The sequence below is a fragment of the Enterocloster bolteae genome, assembly GCF_002234575.2.
In the GTDB taxonomy this organism is placed as follows: Bacteria; Bacillota; Clostridia; order Lachnospirales; family Lachnospiraceae; genus Enterocloster; species Enterocloster bolteae.
Genome location: NZ_CP022464.2, coordinates 4,796,920 through 4,817,622, shown reverse-complemented (window position 1 = coordinate 4,817,622; position 20,703 = coordinate 4,796,920). Strand labels below are relative to the sequence as shown.

17 protein-coding genes are annotated in these 20,703 nt (G+C 49.6%); 16 read left to right on the top strand and 1 reads right to left on the bottom strand.

Annotated features, from left to right (window positions below; all coding sequences use genetic code 11):
* Positions 1–167: 167 nt before the first annotated feature.
* From CGC65_RS22260 to CGC65_RS22245, 4 genes are all read left to right on the top strand, one after another.
* Positions 168–908 (top strand): LytR/AlgR family response regulator transcription factor, encoded by a 741-nt coding sequence (locus tag CGC65_RS22260; RefSeq protein ID WP_002568527.1) that lies wholly within the window; start codon positions 168–170, stop codon positions 906–908.
* The gene (locus tag CGC65_RS22255; protein WP_002568526.1) at positions 874–2,184 is read left to right on the top strand and encodes a sensor histidine kinase; all 1,311 of its coding nucleotides are present in this window, start codon (positions 874–876) and stop codon (positions 2,182–2,184) included. Before CGC65_RS22260 ends, CGC65_RS22255 begins: the two co-directional genes overlap by 35 nt.
* Before the next feature lie 159 nt (positions 2,185–2,343).
* The gene (locus CGC65_RS22250) at positions 2,344–3,096 is read left to right on the top strand and encodes a hypothetical protein (protein WP_002568525.1); all 753 of its coding nucleotides are present in this window, start codon (positions 2,344–2,346) and stop codon (positions 3,094–3,096) included.
* A 20-nt stretch (positions 3,097–3,116) separates the two neighbouring features.
* Complete coding sequence (locus tag CGC65_RS22245) at positions 3,117–4,148, top strand: DUF6709 family protein (protein ID WP_002568524.1); 1,032 nt, start codon at positions 3,117–3,119, stop codon at positions 4,146–4,148.
* 151 nt (positions 4,149–4,299) lie between these two features.
* Here the strand turns inward: CGC65_RS22245 and CGC65_RS22240 are convergent, their stop codons facing one another.
* Positions 4,300–4,806 (bottom strand): GNAT family N-acetyltransferase, encoded by a 507-nt coding sequence (locus tag CGC65_RS22240; RefSeq protein WP_002568523.1) that lies wholly within the window; start codon positions 4,804–4,806, stop codon positions 4,300–4,302.
* 450 nt (positions 4,807–5,256) lie between these two features.
* On the opposite strand from CGC65_RS22240, the gene CGC65_RS22235 reads away from it, so the two are divergent.
* The 12 genes from CGC65_RS22235 (at position 5,257) to CGC65_RS22180 (ending at position 20,685) form a co-directional block, all read left to right on the top strand.
* The gene (locus CGC65_RS22235; RefSeq protein ID WP_002568522.1) at positions 5,257–6,195 is read left to right on the top strand and encodes a GntR family transcriptional regulator; all 939 of its coding nucleotides are present in this window, start codon (positions 5,257–5,259) and stop codon (positions 6,193–6,195) included.
* 89 nt (positions 6,196–6,284) lie between these two features.
* Positions 6,285–7,268, top strand: a complete 984-nt coding sequence (locus tag CGC65_RS22230; protein WP_002568521.1) for an ABC transporter ATP-binding protein — start codon at positions 6,285–6,287, stop codon at positions 7,266–7,268.
* Between the two features lie 134 nt (positions 7,269–7,402).
* Positions 7,403–8,362: an ABC transporter ATP-binding protein gene (locus tag CGC65_RS22225; RefSeq protein ID WP_002568520.1), complete on the top strand. Its 960-nt coding sequence runs from the start codon at positions 7,403–7,405 to the stop codon at positions 8,360–8,362.
* Positions 8,363–8,380: 18 nt separating this feature from the next.
* Entirely contained in the window at positions 8,381–9,940 is a 1,560-nt protein-coding gene (locus CGC65_RS22220) for an ABC transporter substrate-binding protein (RefSeq protein ID WP_002568519.1), read from the top strand.
* Between the two features lie 58 nt (positions 9,941–9,998).
* Entirely contained in the window at positions 9,999–10,967 is a 969-nt protein-coding gene (locus tag CGC65_RS22215; RefSeq protein ID WP_002568518.1) for an ABC transporter permease, read from the top strand.
* Entirely contained in the window at positions 10,942–11,838 is an 897-nt protein-coding gene (locus CGC65_RS22210) for an ABC transporter permease (RefSeq protein WP_002568517.1), read from the top strand. Before CGC65_RS22215 ends, CGC65_RS22210 begins: the two co-directional genes overlap by 26 nt.
* A 169-nt stretch (positions 11,839–12,007) precedes the next feature.
* Positions 12,008–13,189, top strand: a complete 1,182-nt coding sequence (locus CGC65_RS22205; protein WP_002568516.1) for a MalY/PatB family protein — start codon at positions 12,008–12,010, stop codon at positions 13,187–13,189.
* 62 nt (positions 13,190–13,251) lie between these two features.
* Positions 13,252–14,484 (top strand): M24 family metallopeptidase, encoded by a 1,233-nt coding sequence (locus CGC65_RS22200; protein WP_002568515.1) that lies wholly within the window; start codon positions 13,252–13,254, stop codon positions 14,482–14,484.
* Between the two features lie 122 nt (positions 14,485–14,606).
* Positions 14,607–15,524, top strand: coding sequence for a magnesium transporter CorA family protein (locus CGC65_RS22195; protein ID WP_002568514.1), 918 nt, complete (start codon positions 14,607–14,609; stop codon positions 15,522–15,524).
* Between the two features lie 43 nt (positions 15,525–15,567).
* Positions 15,568–16,236 carry a hypothetical protein gene (locus CGC65_RS22190; protein ID WP_002568513.1) on the top strand — a complete coding sequence of 223 codons (669 nt, stop codon included), beginning with the start codon at positions 15,568–15,570 and terminating at the stop codon, positions 16,234–16,236.
* A 421-nt stretch (positions 16,237–16,657) separates the two neighbouring features.
* Positions 16,658–17,608 carry an alpha/beta hydrolase gene (locus CGC65_RS22185; RefSeq protein ID WP_002568512.1) on the top strand — a complete coding sequence of 317 codons (951 nt, stop codon included), beginning with the start codon at positions 16,658–16,660 and terminating at the stop codon, positions 17,606–17,608.
* Positions 17,609–17,706: 98 nt separating this feature from the next.
* The gene (locus CGC65_RS22180) at positions 17,707–20,685 is read left to right on the top strand and encodes a sigma 54-interacting transcriptional regulator (protein ID WP_002568511.1); all 2,979 of its coding nucleotides are present in this window, start codon (positions 17,707–17,709) and stop codon (positions 20,683–20,685) included.
* The last annotated feature ends 18 nt before the right edge of the window (positions 20,686–20,703 follow it).

Sequence of the window (20,703 nt, the reverse complement as noted above, 5' to 3'; positions counted from 1 at the left end):
ACTTATCCCATTGCAACTTACTCAATGCAACTTACTCAATACAATTTACCCCAATGCTGCGAAACTTACCCCAACCATGCCCAACTCAACCAAACCAAACTTAACCCCAACCCAACCACAAGCACCACCTGCCCACAATCATAAGAATAAAAAAGGGGGTCAATCCCATGGAAACACTCCGTGTGGCTGTCTGCGATGATGACAGGGTATACCTGGAGCAGATCAAAGAGGAAATAAAAGAGTATATCGGCAGTATGCCGGGAACCGTGGACATGCAGGTAAGTCTTTTTACCGATGGACGCAGGTTATATGAAGCAGGGCAGCAGCAGCCCTTTGACCTGGTGTTTCTGGATATTGAGATGCCGGAGAGGGATGGGTTCTGGCTGGCAGAGCAGCTGGGCATTAGCTGTCCGGAGACCCGGCTTATATTTGTTTCCAGTCATGAGAGCTGGGTGTTTGATGCCCACGAATATATGCCCCTGTGGTTTGTAAGGAAGGGACTTTTAAAACGGGATATGGGACGGGCGCTGCAGAAGTATTTTCAGGTGACGGCCCGCAGGAAAATCAGTTATAAAATTCAGGGGGGCTTTGGCGCAGGCGAGGTGCTTCTGCGGGATATCATGTACATAGAGTGTAATGGCCATACACTGACCTACAAAATGTCCGGCGGAGCGGAGTACTCTGTTTACGGGAGCTTAAAGCCTGTGGCGGAGGAACTGAGGGATTATGGTTTTTTACGTATTCACCGGAATTATCTGGTGAATCAGGCGTATATTTCCCAGATAGAAAAACAGGATGCTGTTCTTAAAACCGGGGCAGTTATTCCTATGGGAAGGGACAGAAAAAAAGGCGTAAGGGAGATGATGATGGAGTATGGGAGAAAGCACGGCAGCCGCTTATGTGATTGATGTATTGTCCACCCTCGTGGCAATGGAATATATGGACCATGGTTTTGATAAGAAATATTCCGGTGCTGCCCGAATCATGCTGTTTACAGGCGGATGCCTTGCCTATTATGGAATCATGGTCCTGCTCAACCGTTATATTGTCTTTGAAGGATTCCTGGGAATCAGCTATGGCGTGGTATTGACTGCATATGGCTTGATTGCCCTGAATGGGAAGGCGCAAAAGGTCATTGTTCACAGTCTTTTGTGGATTCTGATAGCCATCAGCAGTTCTTATATGATCTATGGGACATTGGGGATTATTACAGGCAGAAGTCTTAATACACTGATGATCATGGACCGGGACGCGGTGGTATTTCCCATACTGGCAGGATGTGCCCTTAAATTTTCCATGGGCCGGGCAGCTCTGGCACTGTACGGACGGAAAAAGGGACCGGTCCAGGCTGAGGATGGAATGCTGGCAGGAACATTTTTCTGCATGTTTATTCTGATTATGGGAATGTTTCTTATGGAGGAAGGCAGACTGGACCAGAGAGGGAGATATGTTCTGGCTCTTTGTATGTTAATGGGAATTTTTGGGGTGATTGTTTTTATAGGAGGCTTTTACCACAGGCTGGAGCGGTACCGGAGGGAAGAACGCGAGGCGGAATTCAGAAGAGAAACCAAGTGCCAGCAGGAGGAACAGATTCGGGATTTATACAGAATGGGCCGGGAGGTAAACCGCCTGCGCCATGATATGAAGGGGCGCTTTAATGTGTTGTACCGTCTGGTGGCAAAGGAACGGTACGCAGAGGCGGCCGAATATATTGAACGCATGGGAGCAGACCTGGGAAACTATCCTGAACTGCCCCAGGATACAGGCAATGAGGGATTAAATGCAGCCCTGATTAAAGCGGTTCAGGAGTGCAGGGAAAAGGGAATCCGGTTCCGGTATGTGGTTATGGGAAGGCCGGACAGGATTGACAGCATGGACATGGGCACCCTTTTGTATAATCTGCTTTCTAATGGAATCGAAGCCTGCATGGCGGTTGAGACAGAACGTGAACTGGAGCTGGTGGTGAGGGAAGAGGACGGAACAACCGAGATTTTCATGGAAAATACCATATCAGGGTCTGTGCTGAAGAACAATCCCAATCTTGAAAGCAGAAAACAGGATAAGAGGTATCATGGGTTTGGAATGGAGAGCATACGGGGGATTATTGGAAAATATCAAGGACATTACAGTTACAGGGAAGAATCAGGACGGTTCATTCAGGAAATTGATTTGCGAGATGGCTGAATGATACCGTCTTGCTTTTTGTGCCGAAATAGTACGGCTTATGCTGTACCAATTGTTTTTTTACGATTCATACGTATAATAAAACTGGAAAGAATGACTGAAACATTTCTGCATTCTATCACGGAAATGCCATTGTTACAAAAGAGGAGGAAACAGTATATGACAGCCCAGAACAAAGAAACATACTTAGAGAGTATGAACGAGGAGTACAAGCAAAAGCATTATCCGGAAGGATCTGTGTTTAAGGCTCATAAAAAGGCCATGAAGGGAGTCAATGCGGGCCTGGGCCTGTTTTTTATGGGAGCCTTTCTGGCGGGCAGCATAGCCGGCCTGGTCTGGTCCATAAACAGAACCCTGGAAATCATCCGGGATAAAGAGGAAAATATGCTGGGAGTGGGAATCGGGATTTCGGTTTTCTTTCTTTTGCTGGTGGCGGTATTCGGAGTAGCTGTTTTTTTTATAACCAAAGATATTAGAAAGACTGTGGATGATTGGATTCGCGTTGCTGCCAAGGCCGGCGGATTAGAGGAACAGGAGATACGGGAATTTGACAAACAGGCCATGGGTTCGGACAGCCTGATCCTGAATCACCTTGGAAAGCTGAAATCCTTTACCACCGGACAGAAGAGGGGAATTCTGACCAGGGATTATATCTGTCTTTACGGCGGCAACATGCCATGCGTATTGAAACTTAGCCGGCTTACACAAGCGTACATCAAGGATAATACATACTATGTGAAAGTCGGAAAAACCAGAAAGCAGGCTCATTACCTGACCATCCATCTGATGACTGAGGATAAAAAAACCGCATGGGCCGAGACATCACGGGAAGCTGCCAGGGCGCTTCAGGAGGAATTGGAGAGCCGGTGTCCCGGAATTGACACTGCCGGAGGATCGGTACTGCCGGGATAACAATGAGGGGGATATATGGTATGGGAAGCGATAATACAAACAGGAGAACGGTGGAAACAGAATTCAAAAAGGCCATGGTGCGCGTCAATGTGCCTGTAGGTCTGTTGGTAACTGCCTTTGGGATTGGCCTGATGGTACTGGTAGGCAGCTATCTGATAAAGTATTTTCGGGGTGCAGTTCCGCTCCGTGAAGTATACGGGACAGAACAGGCCGGGGATGAATATGTAAGCTTTGATATAAACTATGTGCTGGATGCCTTCATGGAAAGCTACCGTACCCGCAGCGGGGTGCGCACCAAGAGCAGTATATATTATCTGGTGCTGGATGAGGAGGCGGGAGCTGTTCCTGTGCGTATTTCCGGTAAAATGGAGGCGGAAATGGACCGGATTATGGACGAAACCTGGGATTATTTAAAGGGTGTGCGTTCCGATCCGCCTCAGGGGTTGCATGTGGAAGGCACCCTGAAGAAACTGAAGGGTGATGGCAAAAAATACTATGACAGGGCGGTCCGGAGTTTTGACCTGGAGACGGAAACGGAGGGTTATTATTTTTGGGCAGGCATGCTGGATAACCAGACACCCTCCAGTGCCATGGGCACCACCGGCCTCGGGGCCGTTATCGCGTTCCTTGGGCTATTTATCCTGTCCTCCATGCTGAAAAAACATCATGTCGCAGCAGTACGGACGTTTCTGGACAGCCATAAAACCATAAACAGGGAAAGGCTGGATGAAGATTTCCGGAATGCCCGGAAGATAAGCGGCACATTCTGGATTGGTGAGGATCTAACATATGGAATCGTGGGTAAGCCAGTGATTCTGGTGAACCAGGAACTTAAAAAGGTTCGGTTCCAGGTAAAGAAGGTTGGGCGCGGCACCAGTACGGAGCTGGTGTGCGTGATGGCGGATGGAAAGGAATACGAATTTACGATGAACCGGAAAGACGCGGACGAGGCCATAGCTCTTTATCACGCAAAATTTCCAACCCTTAAAATGGCTTCCAGCCTCAAGGGAAAGCTTATAGTGCCAGAGGATGGGGATACAGAAAGCAATTAAAGTCAATGAAATAAAATAGAAAAGCAGGGTATAAAAATCCTGCATAAGAAGTAAATTATGAGAACAAACACCGGTAGGTACGGACTTGGAGCCGTTATTTCCCGGTGTTTGTTTGTATTTTGCCTGTCCTGCCAAAACCGCAGGCACAGGCTTATGGGCCGGTTAATCTGCCGGTCCGCATCATCTCAAGTTCAACAATATTCCCAAATCCGGTATCCTGCGTAAATGTATTACCGGTAAGCATAAAACCCATATGCTCATAAAAACCAATTGCGGGGTTATTGCCCCGGAGGACATATAATACGGCTTCTTTATGGGGCATCATACTCAGGGATTTTTCCATAAGAGCTCTGCCTATGCCGTGGCCTTGATACTTTTTTAATACATAAAGGGCATTTATTTCAGACATGCCTGTTTTTCGTGTATATTCCCTTGCATCCGGTGAATACCATATGAAGCCCGCCACTGTTTCGTCCACAAGGGCCACATAGGTGTCCTGAGGATGCTTCAGCGTGGACTCATAACAAGACTCAAGTTTTCTGTTATCAAGAAATTCATCCGGCATTAATCCCCTGTATGTTTCAAACCAGGCCGCATACTGGACATATGCTTTGCCATAATAATGTTTTTCTGTCATTTCCGTAATTGTATAAATCATTTATCCACCTGCTGTGTATTGATATATGAAGAAGCTGCTGCGGCAGCCTGTTGCTGCTTAGCGGCATTATTATATCGCATAATGATGAATCTGTCCATTAAGGGCAAGAGAACCAATATGTCTTTAGATACTCTTCTGTATATATATGCTCACTGGTTGGAGCTGTCTTAAGAAGATAGGAGCAGGATATATGGAAAAATTCTGTTAAAGCCTTTATTTCAAAATTATAATTGCAGTACCATATTAATACCAATCAAACAAAACTACAAAATCTAATAGATATAGAATATGCACAAAAATTGATTAATATATTTTAAAATATGTACATATTTACAAAACATACAAAGTGTGTTATATTGACACTATGATAGAAACAATGGTAACAATGGAAACAAACAATAAAACATTATAAATGTTGCCCAACAGAAGGAAAGGACAATTGGAATATCTATGATTCATTACGCCGAAGTGTGGAAAATCAATAAGGACTCAAAAATCCCATACACGGACCAGCTGGTCAGGAATATCAGATGGAGCATTTTTACCGGAGAGGTGCGGTGGACAGAAAAGCTTCCTCCCATCCGCGTACTGGCGGATGAGCTGGGAATCAGCATTAATACGGTGCGCAATGCATACAAGCGGCTGGAGCAGCAGGAGCTGGTGGTTACCAGGCCCCATATTGGGACCATTGTGCAGACAGAATCCATGGACAAAAAAAAGCTGGAGGAGGAACTGGTCACATCCATTAAAAACGCCATTTATTATCAGCTTTCTGTGGACGAGGTACGGAGCATTGTGGACAAGGTCCTGAAGGAGATTGAAGAGAGCAAGAAGAAAAGCGTTATTTTTGTGTATGAGGAAAAGAATATAGGCCACCGGTTCGCCATGCAGATTGCCAGAGAAGCGGATGTACAGGTTGAGGAGGTCCATTTGGACCAGCTGCGGGATTATCTGGAGGAACACCGGGACCAGATTGAGCACCTGGACGCAATCATCACCACATATTTCCAGTATGCCCAGGTGAGGAGCATAGCCAGAAGCTACCAGCCTATTATTTACGGTATGACAGTGGAGGTTGCCCCGGATGTGATGGAGGCGCTGCAATCCCTGGAGTCAGGCTCCGTGGCAGCGGTTATCTGCAAAAAGGAAGAGTCGGCGGACGGCTTTGTGAACCTGGTTCACAGGATGTGTCCTGAGCTGGATGTGGAAGTTTACTACGAGGATAAGAGGAGCGGGTGGAAGAAGATTGCCCAAAAGGCATCGGTCATCTGTGTAAGCCCTCAGCTGGCGGAGAAGGTACGGCAGTGTGACTGGAAGATTCCGGTGTATGAGATGTGGGACAGAATCAATGAGCAGTCCATGAACATGCTTAAGGATTATCTTCATTAAATCATATCAGGAATGTAGATGATAACAGAAATGAAGACAATAACAGAAATGAAAGCTTTAAGAAGATAAAAACGGAATGGAGCTGGAATATGGAAGAGAAGCTGTTGGAAATTAAGGATCTGAGCGTGGAGTATACGACGGACGAGGACATTGTCAAGGCAGTCAATCACGTATCCCTCACCCTGAACAAGGGGGAGACCATTGGTCTGGTGGGAGAGACCGGCGCCGGTAAGACCACCCTTGCCCTTTCCCTCATGCGCCTTCTGCCAAAGGTATCGGGGAGGATTACCGGCGGAGAAATCATGTTTAACGGGGAGGATTTGGTAAAAGCAGCCGAGGAGGACATGCGGAAGGTCAGGGGAGAAAAGATATCCATGATTTTTCAGGACCCCATGACCAGCTTGAATCCGGTCCTTACAGTGGGGAACCAGATTGGTGAGGCCCTGGAGCTTCACATGGATCTGACGCCTGAGGAAAAGCAGGAGCGGATTGAGGAAATGCTTAAGCTGGTGGGGATTGCGGAGAGCCGTAAAAAGGATTACCCCCATCAGTTTTCCGGGGGTATGAAGCAGCGTGTGGTCATAGCAATGGCCCTGGCCTGCAAGCCTGAGCTTTTGCTGGCCGATGAGCCTACCACGGCCCTGGATGTAACCATTCAGGCGCAGATTCTGGATATGATGCAGGAGCTGAAGGAGAAAATCAACACGTCCATCATCCTGATTACCCATGACCTGGGGATTGTGGCTGAGATATGCGACAAGGTCGCAATCATGTACGCCGGAGAAATCATTGAGTACGGCACGGCGGAAGATATATATGAAGGAAAGAACAGACATCCTTATACGGAAGGACTGTTTGGCTCCATACCGGATTTGGAGGTGGAAAGCAGGAGGCTCAATCCTATTGACGGACTGATGCCGGACCCCACGGATTTACCCCCTGGGTGCAAGTTCCATCCCCGCTGTCCTAAATGTATGGATATATGTAAGAATGCCCAGCCGCCGGAATGTGTGGAGGGAACCCATATGATTCGGTGCCACCTGTACCAGGATGGACCGGAAGGTGTCTCATAACCCGCTCCCGCAGTCTGTACTGAGGAATCCGCCGGGCTCTGCCCGGGACCTCTGGGGACAAAGCAGGCTACGGCGCAAATATAATAACCGCTATATTTTTAAGGCACCAAGACAAGGTATAAGGAGAAATTGGCATGTCTGATAAAAAAATATTACTTGAGACGAAATCTTTAAAAAAGTATTTCCATACTCCTTCCGGTGAACTCCATGCAGTGGACGATGTGAACATGCAGATCGTGCAGGGACAGACCCTGGGAGTGGTAGGGGAATCCGGGTGCGGCAAGTCCACGCTGGGCAGAACCATACTGAGACTGTCAGAGCCTAATTCAGGGCAGATTTTCTTTGACGGCAAGGACATCTTAAAATGCGGAAGGAAGGATATGCAGAATCTGCGCACGGATATGCAGATTATTTTCCAGGACCCGTATGCGTCCCTGAATCCGCGTATGACAGTCAGCGAAACCATAGGGCAGCCTATGATGGTGAACAAGATCTGCCGGAAGAAATCTGAGGTGGAAAAGCGGGTGGCTGAACTGATGGACACGGTGGGCCTGGCCTCCCGTCTGTACAATGCGTATCCACACGAACTGGACGGCGGACGCCGCCAGCGCATTGGGATTGCCAGGGCCCTGTCCTTAAATCCAAAGTTCATTGTCTGCGATGAGCCGGTATCGGCTCTGGATGTTTCCATCCAGGCACAGATACTGAACCTGTTAATGGATTTGCAGGAGCAGAGAGGCCTTACATATATGTTCATCACCCATAACCTGTCTGTGGTAAAGCACATTTCCAATGAAATCATGGTCATGTATCTGGGCCAGTGCATTGAAAAGGCTTCCAGCAGGGAGCTATTTAAGAATCCGCTCCATCCTTATACCCAGGCGCTTTTGGATTCCATACCGGTACCCAGGCTTCAGGGAAGGAACAGGAAAAGACAGAGCATAAAGGGAGAAATCGTGAGTCCCATTGACCCGGCTCCGGGCTGCCGTTTTGCGCCGAGATGTCCAAGGGCAACGGAAAAATGTATGGGCCATGATATTCCTTTGAAAAATGTTTCAGAGAACCACCAAGTTGCATGTGTATTATTTAACTAAATTAAGGGAGGTAAACAGATGAAGAAGAAATTAATCAGCATGCTTTTAGTGTGCGCAATGGCAGCCGGTGCCCTGGCTGGGTGCGGAGGAAGTTCAGGGGGCAGCTCAGGGGGAGGCGCTGGTGCAGGAACCGAGAAGGCGGCGGATGCAGGAAACCAGGAAGGCGGAAAGGACACCATCAAAATTGCTGTGTATTCCGACTTTGCGGGCTTTGACCCATATAACAGCGGCATGGACCTGGATAAGGTGGTGTACAGCAATATATTCGACTGTCTGCTGCGTTATTATGACGGCAAATATGAAAATGTATTGTGCAAGGATTACAGCATCAGCGAGGACGGCACAGAGTATACCTTCAACCTGAAGGAAGGCGTTAAGTTCCACAATGGGGAGACCCTGACTGCGGGCGACGTGGTATTTTCCATGATGCGCGCCAAGGAATCCAGTGAGATGTCTAATTTCACAAAGAATATCGTGAAGGCGGAAGCCGTGGATGACCTGACGGTAAAAATCGTTCTGGACCAGCCATATGTACCGTTCCTGACAGCAGTGGCCTCCACGGTCTGTATCATGAATGAGAAGGCGGTAAATGAGGCCGGCGACAACATCAGACAGATGCCTGTCGGTACAGGACCATATAAATTTAAACAGTGGGATTCCGGCTCCCAGGTTGTCCTGGAACGCTTTGATGATTACCATGATGCCCTGCCTCAGATCAGAGAGGCCAACTATGTGGTGCTGACTAATCCGGAGACAGCGCTTACAGCTCTTCAGACAGGTGAGATTGACATGACGTACACCATCCCGCCAATCGCGGTGCAGGAGCTTAAGGACAGCCAGGATCTGGTGCTGGATTTGAATCCTACCATGGGTAGCGGATACATAGTCATGAACCTGGAAGCGCCCTTCTTAAGCGACCCGAATTTCCGTATGGCCCTGGCTTATGCCACCAACCGGGAACATATCGTGGAAGTGGGTATGGACGGCGTTGCCAAGGTATCCAGCCTGTTATGGGATGAGAGGACCGCTGGGTATTCCGGCAAGTACACAACACCTGAGTTTAATCTGGATAAGGCGAAAGAGTATCTGGCAAAGACTGACTATAATGGAGAGGAAATCCCCTTCGTGGTCGGCTATGAGAACTATAAGAAAATTGGCGTTGTCTACCAGGAAGAGTTAAAACAGATTGGTGTGAATATTTCCGTGGAACAGCTGGAGGCCAATACATGGGTTTCCGATATGAAGTCCGGTAATTTTGCCATGTCCACCATCGTACAGACTATGGACCCTGATGTGGATTTCTGGAGTACGGTGTTCATGTCCAGCGCTATCGGCGGATATAATTTCTCCAGGCTTAATGATGCGGATGTTGACAAGGCTTTTCAGGACGGTTCCGTATGTCAGGACCCGGAACAGAGAAAAGACATTTACTCTGTTATAGAGAAGAAGCTGTATGAAGATACAATCATAATCCCCATTTATGACCGTGTGGTTACATGCGCATACAATAAGGGAGTCACGGTAGACAGATCCTATGATTCCGGTTTCTCAACCCTTCGGGATATGCACTGGGATTAAGGCCGGCACGTTTTAAGCCGGATGTCTGAACTACCGATATCTGAAAGGAAGCATATCTATGATTAAATATGTTTTGAAAAGGTTGCTGCTGATGATTCCGGTATTGCTGGGCGTGTCGTTCATCGTATATGGTATCATGTCATTTACACCGGGTGACCCTGCCTCTGCCATCCTGGGAACATCGGCAACAAAAGAACAGATTGATAAGCTGAATGAAGAATTGGGGATGAACGACCCGTTTGTGGTGAGGTATGTGCACTATCTGGAGGATGCCCTTCACGGGGACTTCGGAACCTCCTACAGAACCCGTCAGCCTGTATTTGATGAAATCTTTTCCCGTTTTGGCGTGACATTCCGCATAGGTGTGCTTTCTATCTGCCTGGCAGTGATGATAGGTGTTCCCATCGGCGTCATATCGGCGGTGCGGCAATATTCGGGCCTGGATTTTGTCAGTACCATATTGGCCATGTTTTTTGCCGCAGTGCCCCAGTTCTGGCTGGCAATGATGTTTGTTATGCTGTTTTCGCTGAAGCTGGGCCTTCTGCCATCCACCTTTACAGGAGTGGTCACCATGAAGCATTTTATCATGCCTGTGGTGACCCTGGCCATGGCCACGGCAGCCAGCATACTCAGGCTGACCCGTTCCAACATGCTGGAGACCATCCGCCAGGACTATGTAAGGACAGGACGGGCAAAGGGAGCGTCTGAACATACTGTTATTTACAAGCATGCACTGAGAAATGCGCTGCTGCCGGTTATCACGGTCATTGGAAATGAATTCGGCTACCTGTTGGGAGGCACCGTACTGGTGGAATCCATTTTCGGAATACCGGGACTGGGCTCCCTGACCATCACGTCCATCCGCTCCAAGGACATTCCCCAGACAACTGCCTGTATCCTGTTTCTGGCAGCCCTCAATGTGGTGATTATACTGATTGTGGACATTTTATACGCATACATTGACCCAAGAATCAAAGCCAAATATGTAGGAGGTGTTAGACGTGCCAAACGACAACCTGCAACCTGATACAGTTAAGAAAGACAGGAAGAAACAGAGCCGTGCGGCTGAGATATGGAAACGCTTCCGAAGGAGCAAGCTGGCTATGGTTGGCTTTGTCATCATCGTAACCGTGGTCCTTCTGGCGGCCTTTGCATCGGTTATCTGCGACTATGAGGCGGATGCCATTACCCAGAATTATGACGCCAGATTTCTGGGGCCCTCCCTGCACCATTTGTTTGGAACAGACGATTATGGCCGCGACATTTTTGCCCGTGTGCTCTTCGGGGCCAGGGTGTCCCTGACCGTGGGTATTGTATCCACGGCAGTGGCCTGTCTGATTGCCTGTCTGCTGGGGTCCATCGTGGCTTATTACGGGGGCAAGGTGGATACGGTGCTGATGCGCATACTGGACGTATTTATGGGGATTCCAACACTGCTTCTGGCTATTGCCATAGCGGCGTCCCTGGGAGCCGGTATACGCAACCTGATTCTGGCGCTCATTATTTCCCAGGTACCCGGCTTTACCAGGGTGGTCCGGTCCGCGGTATTTAATATTGTGGACATGGAGTACATAGAGGCTGCCAAGGCTTACGGCTGTTCCCCTGTATTCATCATAGTAAGACACATATTACCCAATGCAGTGGGAACAATTATAGTGCAGGCCACCATGGCTGTGGCGGCGCAGATTCTGAATACGGCAGCCCTCAGCTATCTTGGCCTGGGCCAGCAGCCGCCGGCTCCGGAGCTGGGCTCCATGCTTTCCGACGCAAAGGAGTATATGCGCTACTCTGTATGGGGCGTACTGTTTCCGGGGCTGACCATTGCAACCATTGCCTTATCCCTGAATCTGGTGGGGGACGGCCTGAGGGATGCCCTGGACCCAAGACTGAAAAATTAGTACTGCGTTTAATGAATCTGCGCAATACAGCACCGGAGCCTGCAGGAACAGGCTCTGATGAAAGGGGAGAATTCCCTCCTTGCAGCCGGCCGGTATGGGCGGCCCGGGAGGGGGCTCCCTACGGTTATTTTAGCGGAGTATTTTCCCCGCAAAAAGGAGGATAAACGATTTGAAATATAATTTTGATGAACCCGTGGACCGCAGCCGTAATTTTTCTGCAAAGTATGATGAATGCGCCAGAAAATTCGGCAGGGAGGGCCTGATTCCCATGTGGATTGCAGATATGGATTTGAAAACTGCCCAACCCATCATGGACGCCATGGAGGAGAGAAACAAACAGGGGATATTCGGCTACACCACGCGGCCTGCTTCCTACTATGAAGCTGTGTGCCGGTGGCAGAAGGACCGCAACGGTTATGACTTTGACAAAAGCCTGGCAGCGTTTGCCCTGGGCGTCATTCCGGCTATCTGCACCATTGTGCGCGAGTTTACGGAGCCGGGCCAGGAGGTGATGTATTTTACTCCGGTCTACTCTGAATTCCATGATTCCGTTGTCAACAGCGGCAGGACTCCGCTGACTGTTTCACTTAAGGAGCAGGACGGGTATTATGAAATTGATTATGAGGCTTTTGAGGAAGCCGCAAAGCGCAGGCCCGGCCTTTTAATCATGTGCAATCCGCACAACCCGGTGGGGCGCTCCTGGACAAGGGAGGAGCTGGAAAAGGTAGGGGACATATGCGTCCGATACCAGATACCCATTATTTCCGATGAGATTCATTCCGACCTGATGCTATATGGACACCGCCATACTGTTATGGCAGGTGTTTCCGGAGAAATTGCTGATATTACCATCACCTGCACCTCGGCTACCAAGACATTTAACCTGGCAGGACTTCAGGCAGCTACCCTGTTCTTCCCAAATCATGAGATGAAGGATAGATATGAGAAATTCTGGTTCGGCATGGATGTACACCGCAATAATTGTTTTAGTCTGGTGGCTGTGGAAACCGCATTCCGGGAAGGCGGGGAATGGCTGGAGCAGCTTCTGGATTACCTGGAGGGGAATATTGACTATACATGGGATTACCTGAAGAAAAATATACCGGAAATTCATTTTCTTAAGCCGGAGAGCACGTATCTGCTGTGGCTGGACTGCCGGGAGCTGGGGCTTTCAGGGGATGAGCTTCAGACATTTATGGTGCAGGATGCAGGACTGGCCTTAAACGACGGACGGGGATTCGGACCGGAGGGCGGCGGCTACATGCGCATGAACATTGCGTGTCCGAGGGCGACCATTGAAAGGGCATTGGGACAGTTAAAGGCAGCCGTGGACAGGAAGATGGGACGGTAAATTTGCCGGACCATGAACTGGCAGATGTGCGGGGCAGCACATGCAGTTAGGAGCGCAGAAAAATGAAATATGAGAAGGTAGTCATAAAACCAAAGGAGCGCCGGATTAAGTCAATGCTCCGGGAAAGGGGCCTGGATGGCGCTATCGTGTCATCGCCGGAAAATTTCCACTATGTGACAGGGTTTGCAGGACACCAGCACACGGTTTCAAGACAGCCTGGTTTTGCTCTGGCAGTCATGTCCTCGGATGACAAGACTGCCACCCAGCTTACCACCATGGACTATGAGGAACTCACGTTTGAAAAGCGGGTGAGGGAACAGAAGGAAAGACTGGGAGAGGAGGCTTCGGAGTTTGTGGTTCGTCCCTATGATACCTGGGTGGGAGTAAAGACCTGGGACGAAATCACAGGGGCTGCCAAAACAGTCGATAAACAATCCATGGAATCCTCCTTTGACATGCTGAAGAAAATGGTACGGGACATGGACCTGGCCCATAAGAAGCTGGGAGTGGAGCTTGCGTATCTGAATGTACCCTATTTCCGGCAGCTTCAGGAGACGTTTCCGGAAGCCGAATTTGTGGATATATCGTCCATGTTTGTACTGGCCAGAAGCGTGAAAGCGGAGGATGAGATACAGATGTTCCGCACCCTGTGCCGGATTGCGGATGAAGGCTTTTACCAGGTGAGCCGGATGGTGCGGCCGGGGGTGAGAGAAAGAGAGATGGCGGACTGTTTCAGACAGTCAGTCATTGCAACGGGTTTCTGTGTACCCAGCTCATGGTCTATGTTTTCCACAGGCCCTTCGGGAGCCAGGCTCACGCTCCCGGAGGACGGAATCATAGAGAGCACCCATGTGGTCAAATATGATGCCGGGGTTAATGCGGAGTTTGATTTTTATACCACGGATACTTCCCGGGCATGGGTTATGAAGGATGCCGCCCCGGAGCTGTTCCGGCTGAAGGACCGCCTGTATGAGGGACAGAGAAGGATGATTGCAGCCGCAAGGCCGGGGCTTCCTGTCTGTGAATTGTTCCGGACTGCCTATGAATATGTAAAAGAGCAGTATCCCTGTTACAGAAGAGGCCACTGCGGCCACAGCATCAGCCTGGGTCCTGCCACGGCAGAGGAGCCGTATATCAATGCTTCCGCAGAACGGCTTTTGGAACCAGGCATGGTCCTGGCTATGGAGGTGCCCTGTTATATACGGGGAGTCAATGGATTTAATATTGAGGATATGGTGCTGATAACGGAGGACGGCAGTGAGGTGCTGACACCAAAGACCCCTCATTATCTGTAGGGAACCAGTCACTTTAAGACTATTTAAAATAAAAGGCCGGGCAGCCAGTCACAGGCGCCCGGCCTTTTGACGTCCTGGCTGTTCCGTGTTACAATGACATAAAAAAGCATGGGGGATACCATATGAAATACCATTGGAATGATCACAGCAAGGATGACCCGGATGCCGGTGTATCCGCCGGGCAGTCCCATCCGGTTGAAATCCTTACCATGGAAGAGTTTCGGACCGCCTGCCCGGATATTTACCGGAGAATATTTTCCGGCAGCGGTCTGAACCATATACGGTTCTGCAAGGCAGATGTGTTTAGAGCAGCGGTGGCAGGCACATTTGCCATTCCTTCCAAGGAGGACCCGTCAAAGGAAAAGCAGGTATTCGGCTATTGCCTTACCGGGGAAAAGCTGATCTTTATGGATGACAGCGGTTATGTAAGGGGGCTTCTGGATGAGATGCAGGATTACCAGATGACAGATGTAACATCTCCTTCCCTGCAGCTTTTTGATGTGATGGAATATCTGCTGAAGGAGGATGTGATTTTTCTCCAGCAGTACGAGGACCGCCTGACACGCCTGGAGGAAGGACTGCTTAAGAGGGAGTCAGAGGAATTTGACGTGAGAATCCTGGCAGCCAGGAAGGATTTGTCCGCATTGAGCGTTTACTATGAACAGCTCTCCGACATGGGGGAAACCCTGCAGCAGGATGCGGCCGAGAGAGGGAATGAAAGGGACAGCCTGCTGTTCGGCCTGTTTTCCGATAAGGCGGGGCGCCTTTATGCCACGGTGCAGATGATGAAGGAGTATTCCATGCAGCTGCGTGAAATGCACCAGACCCAGGTGGACATACGCCAGAATGAAATCATGAAATTCCTCACCATTGTGACCACTGTATTCATGCCCCTTTCCCTGATCGCGGGATGGTACGGCATGAATTTTATCAATATGCCGGAGCTGGGCTTTCCCTATGGCTACGCAGTGATCTGCATTCTCTGCCTGCTGATTGTGGCAGTGGAAATATGGTTCTTTAAGAGGAAAAAGTGGTTTTAGGACAGGGGATTTTGGAGCGGGGAATAAGCCAGGAGGAAAATGCATGAACCGGATTCACATGGAGCTGGTACAAACCATATATGATTACGGGGAATACTACTGGATGATTGACGGCAGACCCATTGTCAGATATCTGAATGAGGCGGTAAGTGCAGGGGCATGTCCCAGGCTGGAAGTATTCGGCTCCCTGGAAGGACTGCTGCCCGCATGGACAGGTGAGCTGGTGTGGAAGGCTGAGAACCGTTTTATCTGGGAGATGGTGGATTCGGTGGAGGACTTGAATGTGCCTGTACTTGTGTGCGAGGATGACTGCGATTTGAGCTGCATTGTCATAATGGCGAAAATCAGGAAGGAACCGGATACTGTATACTGGGACAGTCTGGGGGTGCTGAATTTGGAAAATCAGGATTTCCGGATGGAGAAGCAGTCTGGTATCCTGTGCCTGGAAGCATATTCGGACCAGGACTGGGAGGAATATGGGGACAACATAGCATGTGAGCAATTTGACAGTCCTGAATACAGGAAATGGGTGTCGGAACATTGGGATGAAGAAATGATTCGCAGGAGGCGAAACTATACGAAGCCCTATATGCAGAGGGAGGAAAATATCACCTGGATATGCTCTCCCTTGTGGCAGTTTGAACGGAAGGAATACGAACGCATGGTGGAGGATTACCGGAAGGTATATGAGGACAGGATGGGAAGGGATTGAGCCTTGGAGCAGAACGGTTCTGTTTGGGGGTGGGGGCAAGAATCTGTTAAATTTCCGTATATTAAAAATCCGCTAAGATTCCGTGTATACCGTTGACAACCCGCCGCCCATCCCGTATAATGCTGCATAATACAGAGGTATCTGCATTCACACAATGATTTCAATATAACTTTAACATAACTATGTAAAGACAACTATTTTAGTGATTGGCAAGAGGAGCTTGGAATAAGGATGGACGACGCTGACAGCGACGGAAGCCAGGATTGTGATTATAACAATATAGGATTATGCACCGGCAGATTCAAGGCATAACCTGCATCTTTCATAAGAATGCGGGCTATGTCTTTTTGCGTTGCCGTACCGTTCATTTTATCCGGCTCATGGCTTAAAAACAGTAATGACGCAAAGCGGAGGGACACACATGTATTACGGAAAAGATGGATACTGGAAGAAAGTACAGGAATACCTGCCGGAAGAAAACCGGCTGACCGGCGTTTGGCGGCCGGATGAGTATTTTGTGGGAATAGGCAGGTTTGGCATACATATAGACCACTACAGGGTAAAAGAAGCAAAAGCGCGGGTTATACTGTTTCACGGTGTGGGGGGAAACGGAAGGCTTCTGTCTTTGATAGCAGTACCCCTCATGAAGCAGGGTTACGAGGTAATCTGTCCGGACCTTCCCCTCTATGGAATGACCGAGTATTACGGAAAGGTGGTATACCAGGATTGGGTGGACTGCGCGGCCGAGATAGTCATGTACTATCAGGCCAGGGAGATAAGGCCCACCTTTCTGTTCGGCCTCAGCGCAGGGGGAATCCTGGCATATCAGACTGCATCCGGACTGCCTGAGATTCAGGGAGTGATAGCAACCTGCCTTCTGGACCAGAGAGAGCCGTTGGTCAGGAAAAACGTTGTGAGTTCCGGGTGGATGGCAGAACACGGCCTCAGGCTCATATCAAAGGTATCCGCATGGCTGGGCTTTATAAAAGTGCCTATAAAGTGGGTGGGGAATATGAAGGCAATCGTAAACAATGAGGAACTGGCTGAGGTGCTGATGAGAGACAGGCGTTCTTCCGGGGCAAAGGTGCCGGTGGCATTTCTGCACACGCTTTTAAATCCTCATATCCACCCGGAGCCGGAGCGCTTTAGCAGGTGTCCCGTGCTTCTGGTGCTCCCGGAAAATGACAGATGGACAGATGCCAGTCTCAGCAGAATATTCTATGACAGACTGAATTGCAGCAAGGATATGAAGCTGTTAAAGGGGGCGGGCCATTTTCCAATAGAAAAGGAAGGGCTGATGCATCTGGAACAGTACTGTATGGAGTTTCTGGAAGAATGTCTGGCGCAGCGCCTTGTAAGCAACTGCCAATAGGGGAAGCTGGCTGGATTGCCATGTGGTAAATCATATCAAAAGATGGTATGATAATACTCATTGAAACAGGCTGTATGATTGTATGGGAGAATGCGCGCATGGAAGAACGGATATTGCAAATCATAAAAGGTGAGGACAGTAAGAATCCCCTGACAGATGAGGAGATAGCGTCCCGACTGCAGGTATTCAGGGAGGATGTGACCACGGTACGCCGGGAGCACCATATACCTGATTCCAGGAAGCGGAGGAAGCCGGTTATATTTGAGGACATGAAGCGGATTCTGACAGAACATCCGGACGTGTCGGACCGCGGGCTTACCAGGATGCTGGAGGAAGCCGGCTACAGGATAGGAAAATATGCCGCAGGCAGGCTGCGGGAGGAACTGTTGGAGATATGGACTCCTTTTGGCGACTGCCAGGAGAAGGAGGGAGCCGGTCTGGCACCGGATTTAGCGAAACATACGGAATATGCGAAACATGCGGAATATGAAGAACCTGCGGAATCCGGGGCGGAGGATGAAAGGGCTAATGCGTTCAGCGCTTTTGTAGGGTTTGACGGTAGCATGAAGACTCAGATTACCCGTGCCCAGGCTGCCGTGCTGTATCCGCCCAGAGGGCTGCACTGCCTTATATACGGACCTTCTGGCGTGGGGAAAAGCTTTCTGGCGGAGCTCATGCATGAGTATGCCTGCGGTACTGAAAATTTTGGTAAGGACGCTCCCTACTTTGAGTTTAACTGTGCGGATTATGCGGATAATCCCCAGCTTCTGCTGGCCCAGCTCTTCGGATACAGCAAGGGGGCATTCACCGGCGCTTCTGACAACAAAAAGGGGGTAGTGGAGCTGTGCAATGGGGGAATTCTGTTCCTGGATGAGGTGCACAGGCTGCCCCCGGAGGGCCAGGAGATCCTTTTTTATCTGATGGATAAGGGGAGGTTCAGACGTCTGGGGGAAGTGGATACCCAGCGGGAAAGCCATGTGATGGTCATTGCCGCAACCACGGAAAATCCCCAGAGCTCCCTGCTTCTGACCTTCAGGCGCAGGATTCCCATGGTGATAGAAATTCCCTCCTTAAAGGACCGTCCGGCGGGAGAGAAGCTGCAGTTTATCCTGCGGTTTTTCCAGTGGGAATCCAGACGTCTGGGGAAACAGATAAAAATAAGGCAGCAGGCGCTCTGGTGTCTGTTGGGCGGGGACTGTCCGGGCAATGTGGGACAGCTTAAATCGGATATACAGGTGTGCTGTGCCAAAGCGTTTCTGGAAGGACGGGCCAGAAAGGACGGACGTATCACCGTATCATTCGCCAGCCTGACGGAGAACCTGAGGAAGGGTTATGTGCCTGACCGGATTACCAAAGAAATAAAGGAACTGTGCCCTGACGACTGTTATGTGTTTCCCGATGATACCGGGGAATCAGCAGGAAAATCAGGAACGGAAACCTTTTTGGAGGGCTTTAACATATATGAATCCCTGGAGGAAAAGTATGACCAGCTGCTGAGGGACGGCCTTAGGGAACAGGACATCGAAGTCCAGCTCACCGACGAGATAGAGTCAAGGTTCCAGCGCCATATCCATGAATTCCAGAAGTCGGGTATACGGGAGGACGAGATTGCCTCTATTGTGGGGGACGACATTCTGCGCATGACGAGGGATATCTGTGATCTGGCCAGGAAACGGCTTCCCGGGCTGGAGGAACAGGTGGTGTTTCCTCTGGCCATTCATCTGAACATGGCCATGGAGCGGATGCGCAGTCACGGGCGTATGGTGTACCCAGGCATGGAGAATATTCGCCAGCAGTCTTACGAGGATTATGAAGCTGCCTGCTATGCTGTGGATGAAATACAGAAAAAGTATTATCTGACCCTGCCGGAAGAGGAAAAGGCATTCCTGGCCATGTACTTCAGGAAATTCAAGAAAAAGGATATGGCCCAGGAGGGGAGAATTGGGGTGCTGGTGGTATCCCATGGCCCGGTGGCCAGCGGAATGGCCCAGGTTGCCAATGCCATCATGGGAACGGAACACGCTGTTGGAGTGGATATGAACCTGTGGGATACGCCGGCTCAGATGGCGGAAAAGACAGTGGATATGGCCAGGCGCGTCAACCAGGGAAAAGGCTGCATCGTGCTGGCTGACATGGGCTCACTCCTGAATGTGGGACAGAAAATTCGGGAGGAGACAGGCATGCAGGTCAGAGTGCTGCCCCGTACAGACACCATGATGGTGGTGGAAGCAGTGCGAAAGACCATGTGGACGGATGAATCCCTGAACGAGATTGCGGATGAACTGGACAAGATTAAACTTACCGGAACCAGGGAACAGAGCGAGTCCAGGAAAAAAGCGATTTTGTGCCTGTGCATCACAGGACAGGGAGCTGCCGTAAAATTAAAGGAACATTTGACGGAACGCCTGAAGAGCAACCTGGCCGGGACCGTTGTAGTGACCAGGGGGTACATTGAGGATTCCAGCATTGATCGCATCATTGCCAATACGGAAAAGGAGTATGAGATACTGGCTATTGTGGGCACCATCAATCCGGATTCAGGCACTTATCCGTTTATATCTGTAAGCCGGGTTTACAGCCCGGAGGGCATCAGGCAGCTTCGCGGCATATTAAAGCGGAGTGCCATGTTCGAAGAAAACCAGCTGTCGGAGGTTATCTCTCTGGGCCATATCTATATAAGGACAGAGGCGGAGTTTAAGGACCAGATTATAGATGAGGCAGTGGGACATATGGCAGAGGAAGGATTGGTCCGGCAGGAATTCCTTCTCAGCGTCTATAAGCGGGAGGGAATGATGACCACCCGGCTCAGCCAGGGGATCGCCATTCCTCATGGCGACCCTGGATTGGTTACAAAACCAGTCATTTCTGTTACAAAATTAGACAAACCCGTTTTATGGGATGGAGTCAACACCGTGGATGTTATTTTTGTGCTGGCCATTCAGGAGGATTCCAGAAAATATTTTGAACAGCTGTATCAGATTATTTCTGATGAATCCATGGTTTCTGCCATCCGCGCCAGCCGGACACGGGAAGAGATCCGTAATCTTTTATGTAAAAATACAAAATCAGTCAATTAGTTGGCATCATTCTTGCTT

Coding starts and splice junctions, on each gene's coding strand:
- CGC65_RS22215 (WP_002568518.1), top strand. CDS start 9,999: ATGATTAAATATGTTTTGAAAAGGTTGCTGCTGATGATTCCGGTATTG.
- CGC65_RS22200 (WP_002568515.1), top strand. CDS start 13,252: ATGAAATATGAGAAGGTAGTCATAAAACCAAAGGAGCGCCGGATTAAG.
- CGC65_RS22245 (WP_002568524.1), top strand. CDS start 3,117: ATGGGAAGCGATAATACAAACAGGAGAACGGTGGAAACAGAATTCAAA.
- CGC65_RS22255 (WP_002568526.1), top strand. CDS start 874: ATGGGAGAAAGCACGGCAGCCGCTTATGTGATTGATGTATTGTCCACC.
- CGC65_RS22260 (WP_002568527.1), top strand. CDS start 168: ATGGAAACACTCCGTGTGGCTGTCTGCGATGATGACAGGGTATACCTG.
- CGC65_RS22185 (WP_002568512.1), top strand. CDS start 16,658: ATGTATTACGGAAAAGATGGATACTGGAAGAAAGTACAGGAATACCTG.
- CGC65_RS22225 (WP_002568520.1), top strand. CDS start 7,403: ATGTCTGATAAAAAAATATTACTTGAGACGAAATCTTTAAAAAAGTAT.
- CGC65_RS22190 (WP_002568513.1), top strand. CDS start 15,568: ATGAACCGGATTCACATGGAGCTGGTACAAACCATATATGATTACGGG.
- CGC65_RS22240 (WP_002568523.1), bottom strand. CDS start 4,806: ATGATTTATACAATTACGGAAATGACAGAAAAACATTATTATGGCAAA.
- CGC65_RS22230 (WP_002568521.1), top strand. CDS start 6,285: ATGGAAGAGAAGCTGTTGGAAATTAAGGATCTGAGCGTGGAGTATACG.
- CGC65_RS22180 (WP_002568511.1), top strand. CDS start 17,707: ATGGAAGAACGGATATTGCAAATCATAAAAGGTGAGGACAGTAAGAAT.
- CGC65_RS22250 (WP_002568525.1), top strand. CDS start 2,344: ATGACAGCCCAGAACAAAGAAACATACTTAGAGAGTATGAACGAGGAG.
- CGC65_RS22195 (WP_002568514.1), top strand. CDS start 14,607: ATGAAATACCATTGGAATGATCACAGCAAGGATGACCCGGATGCCGGT.
- CGC65_RS22235 (WP_002568522.1), top strand. CDS start 5,257: ATGATTCATTACGCCGAAGTGTGGAAAATCAATAAGGACTCAAAAATC.
- CGC65_RS22220 (WP_002568519.1), top strand. CDS start 8,381: ATGAAGAAGAAATTAATCAGCATGCTTTTAGTGTGCGCAATGGCAGCC.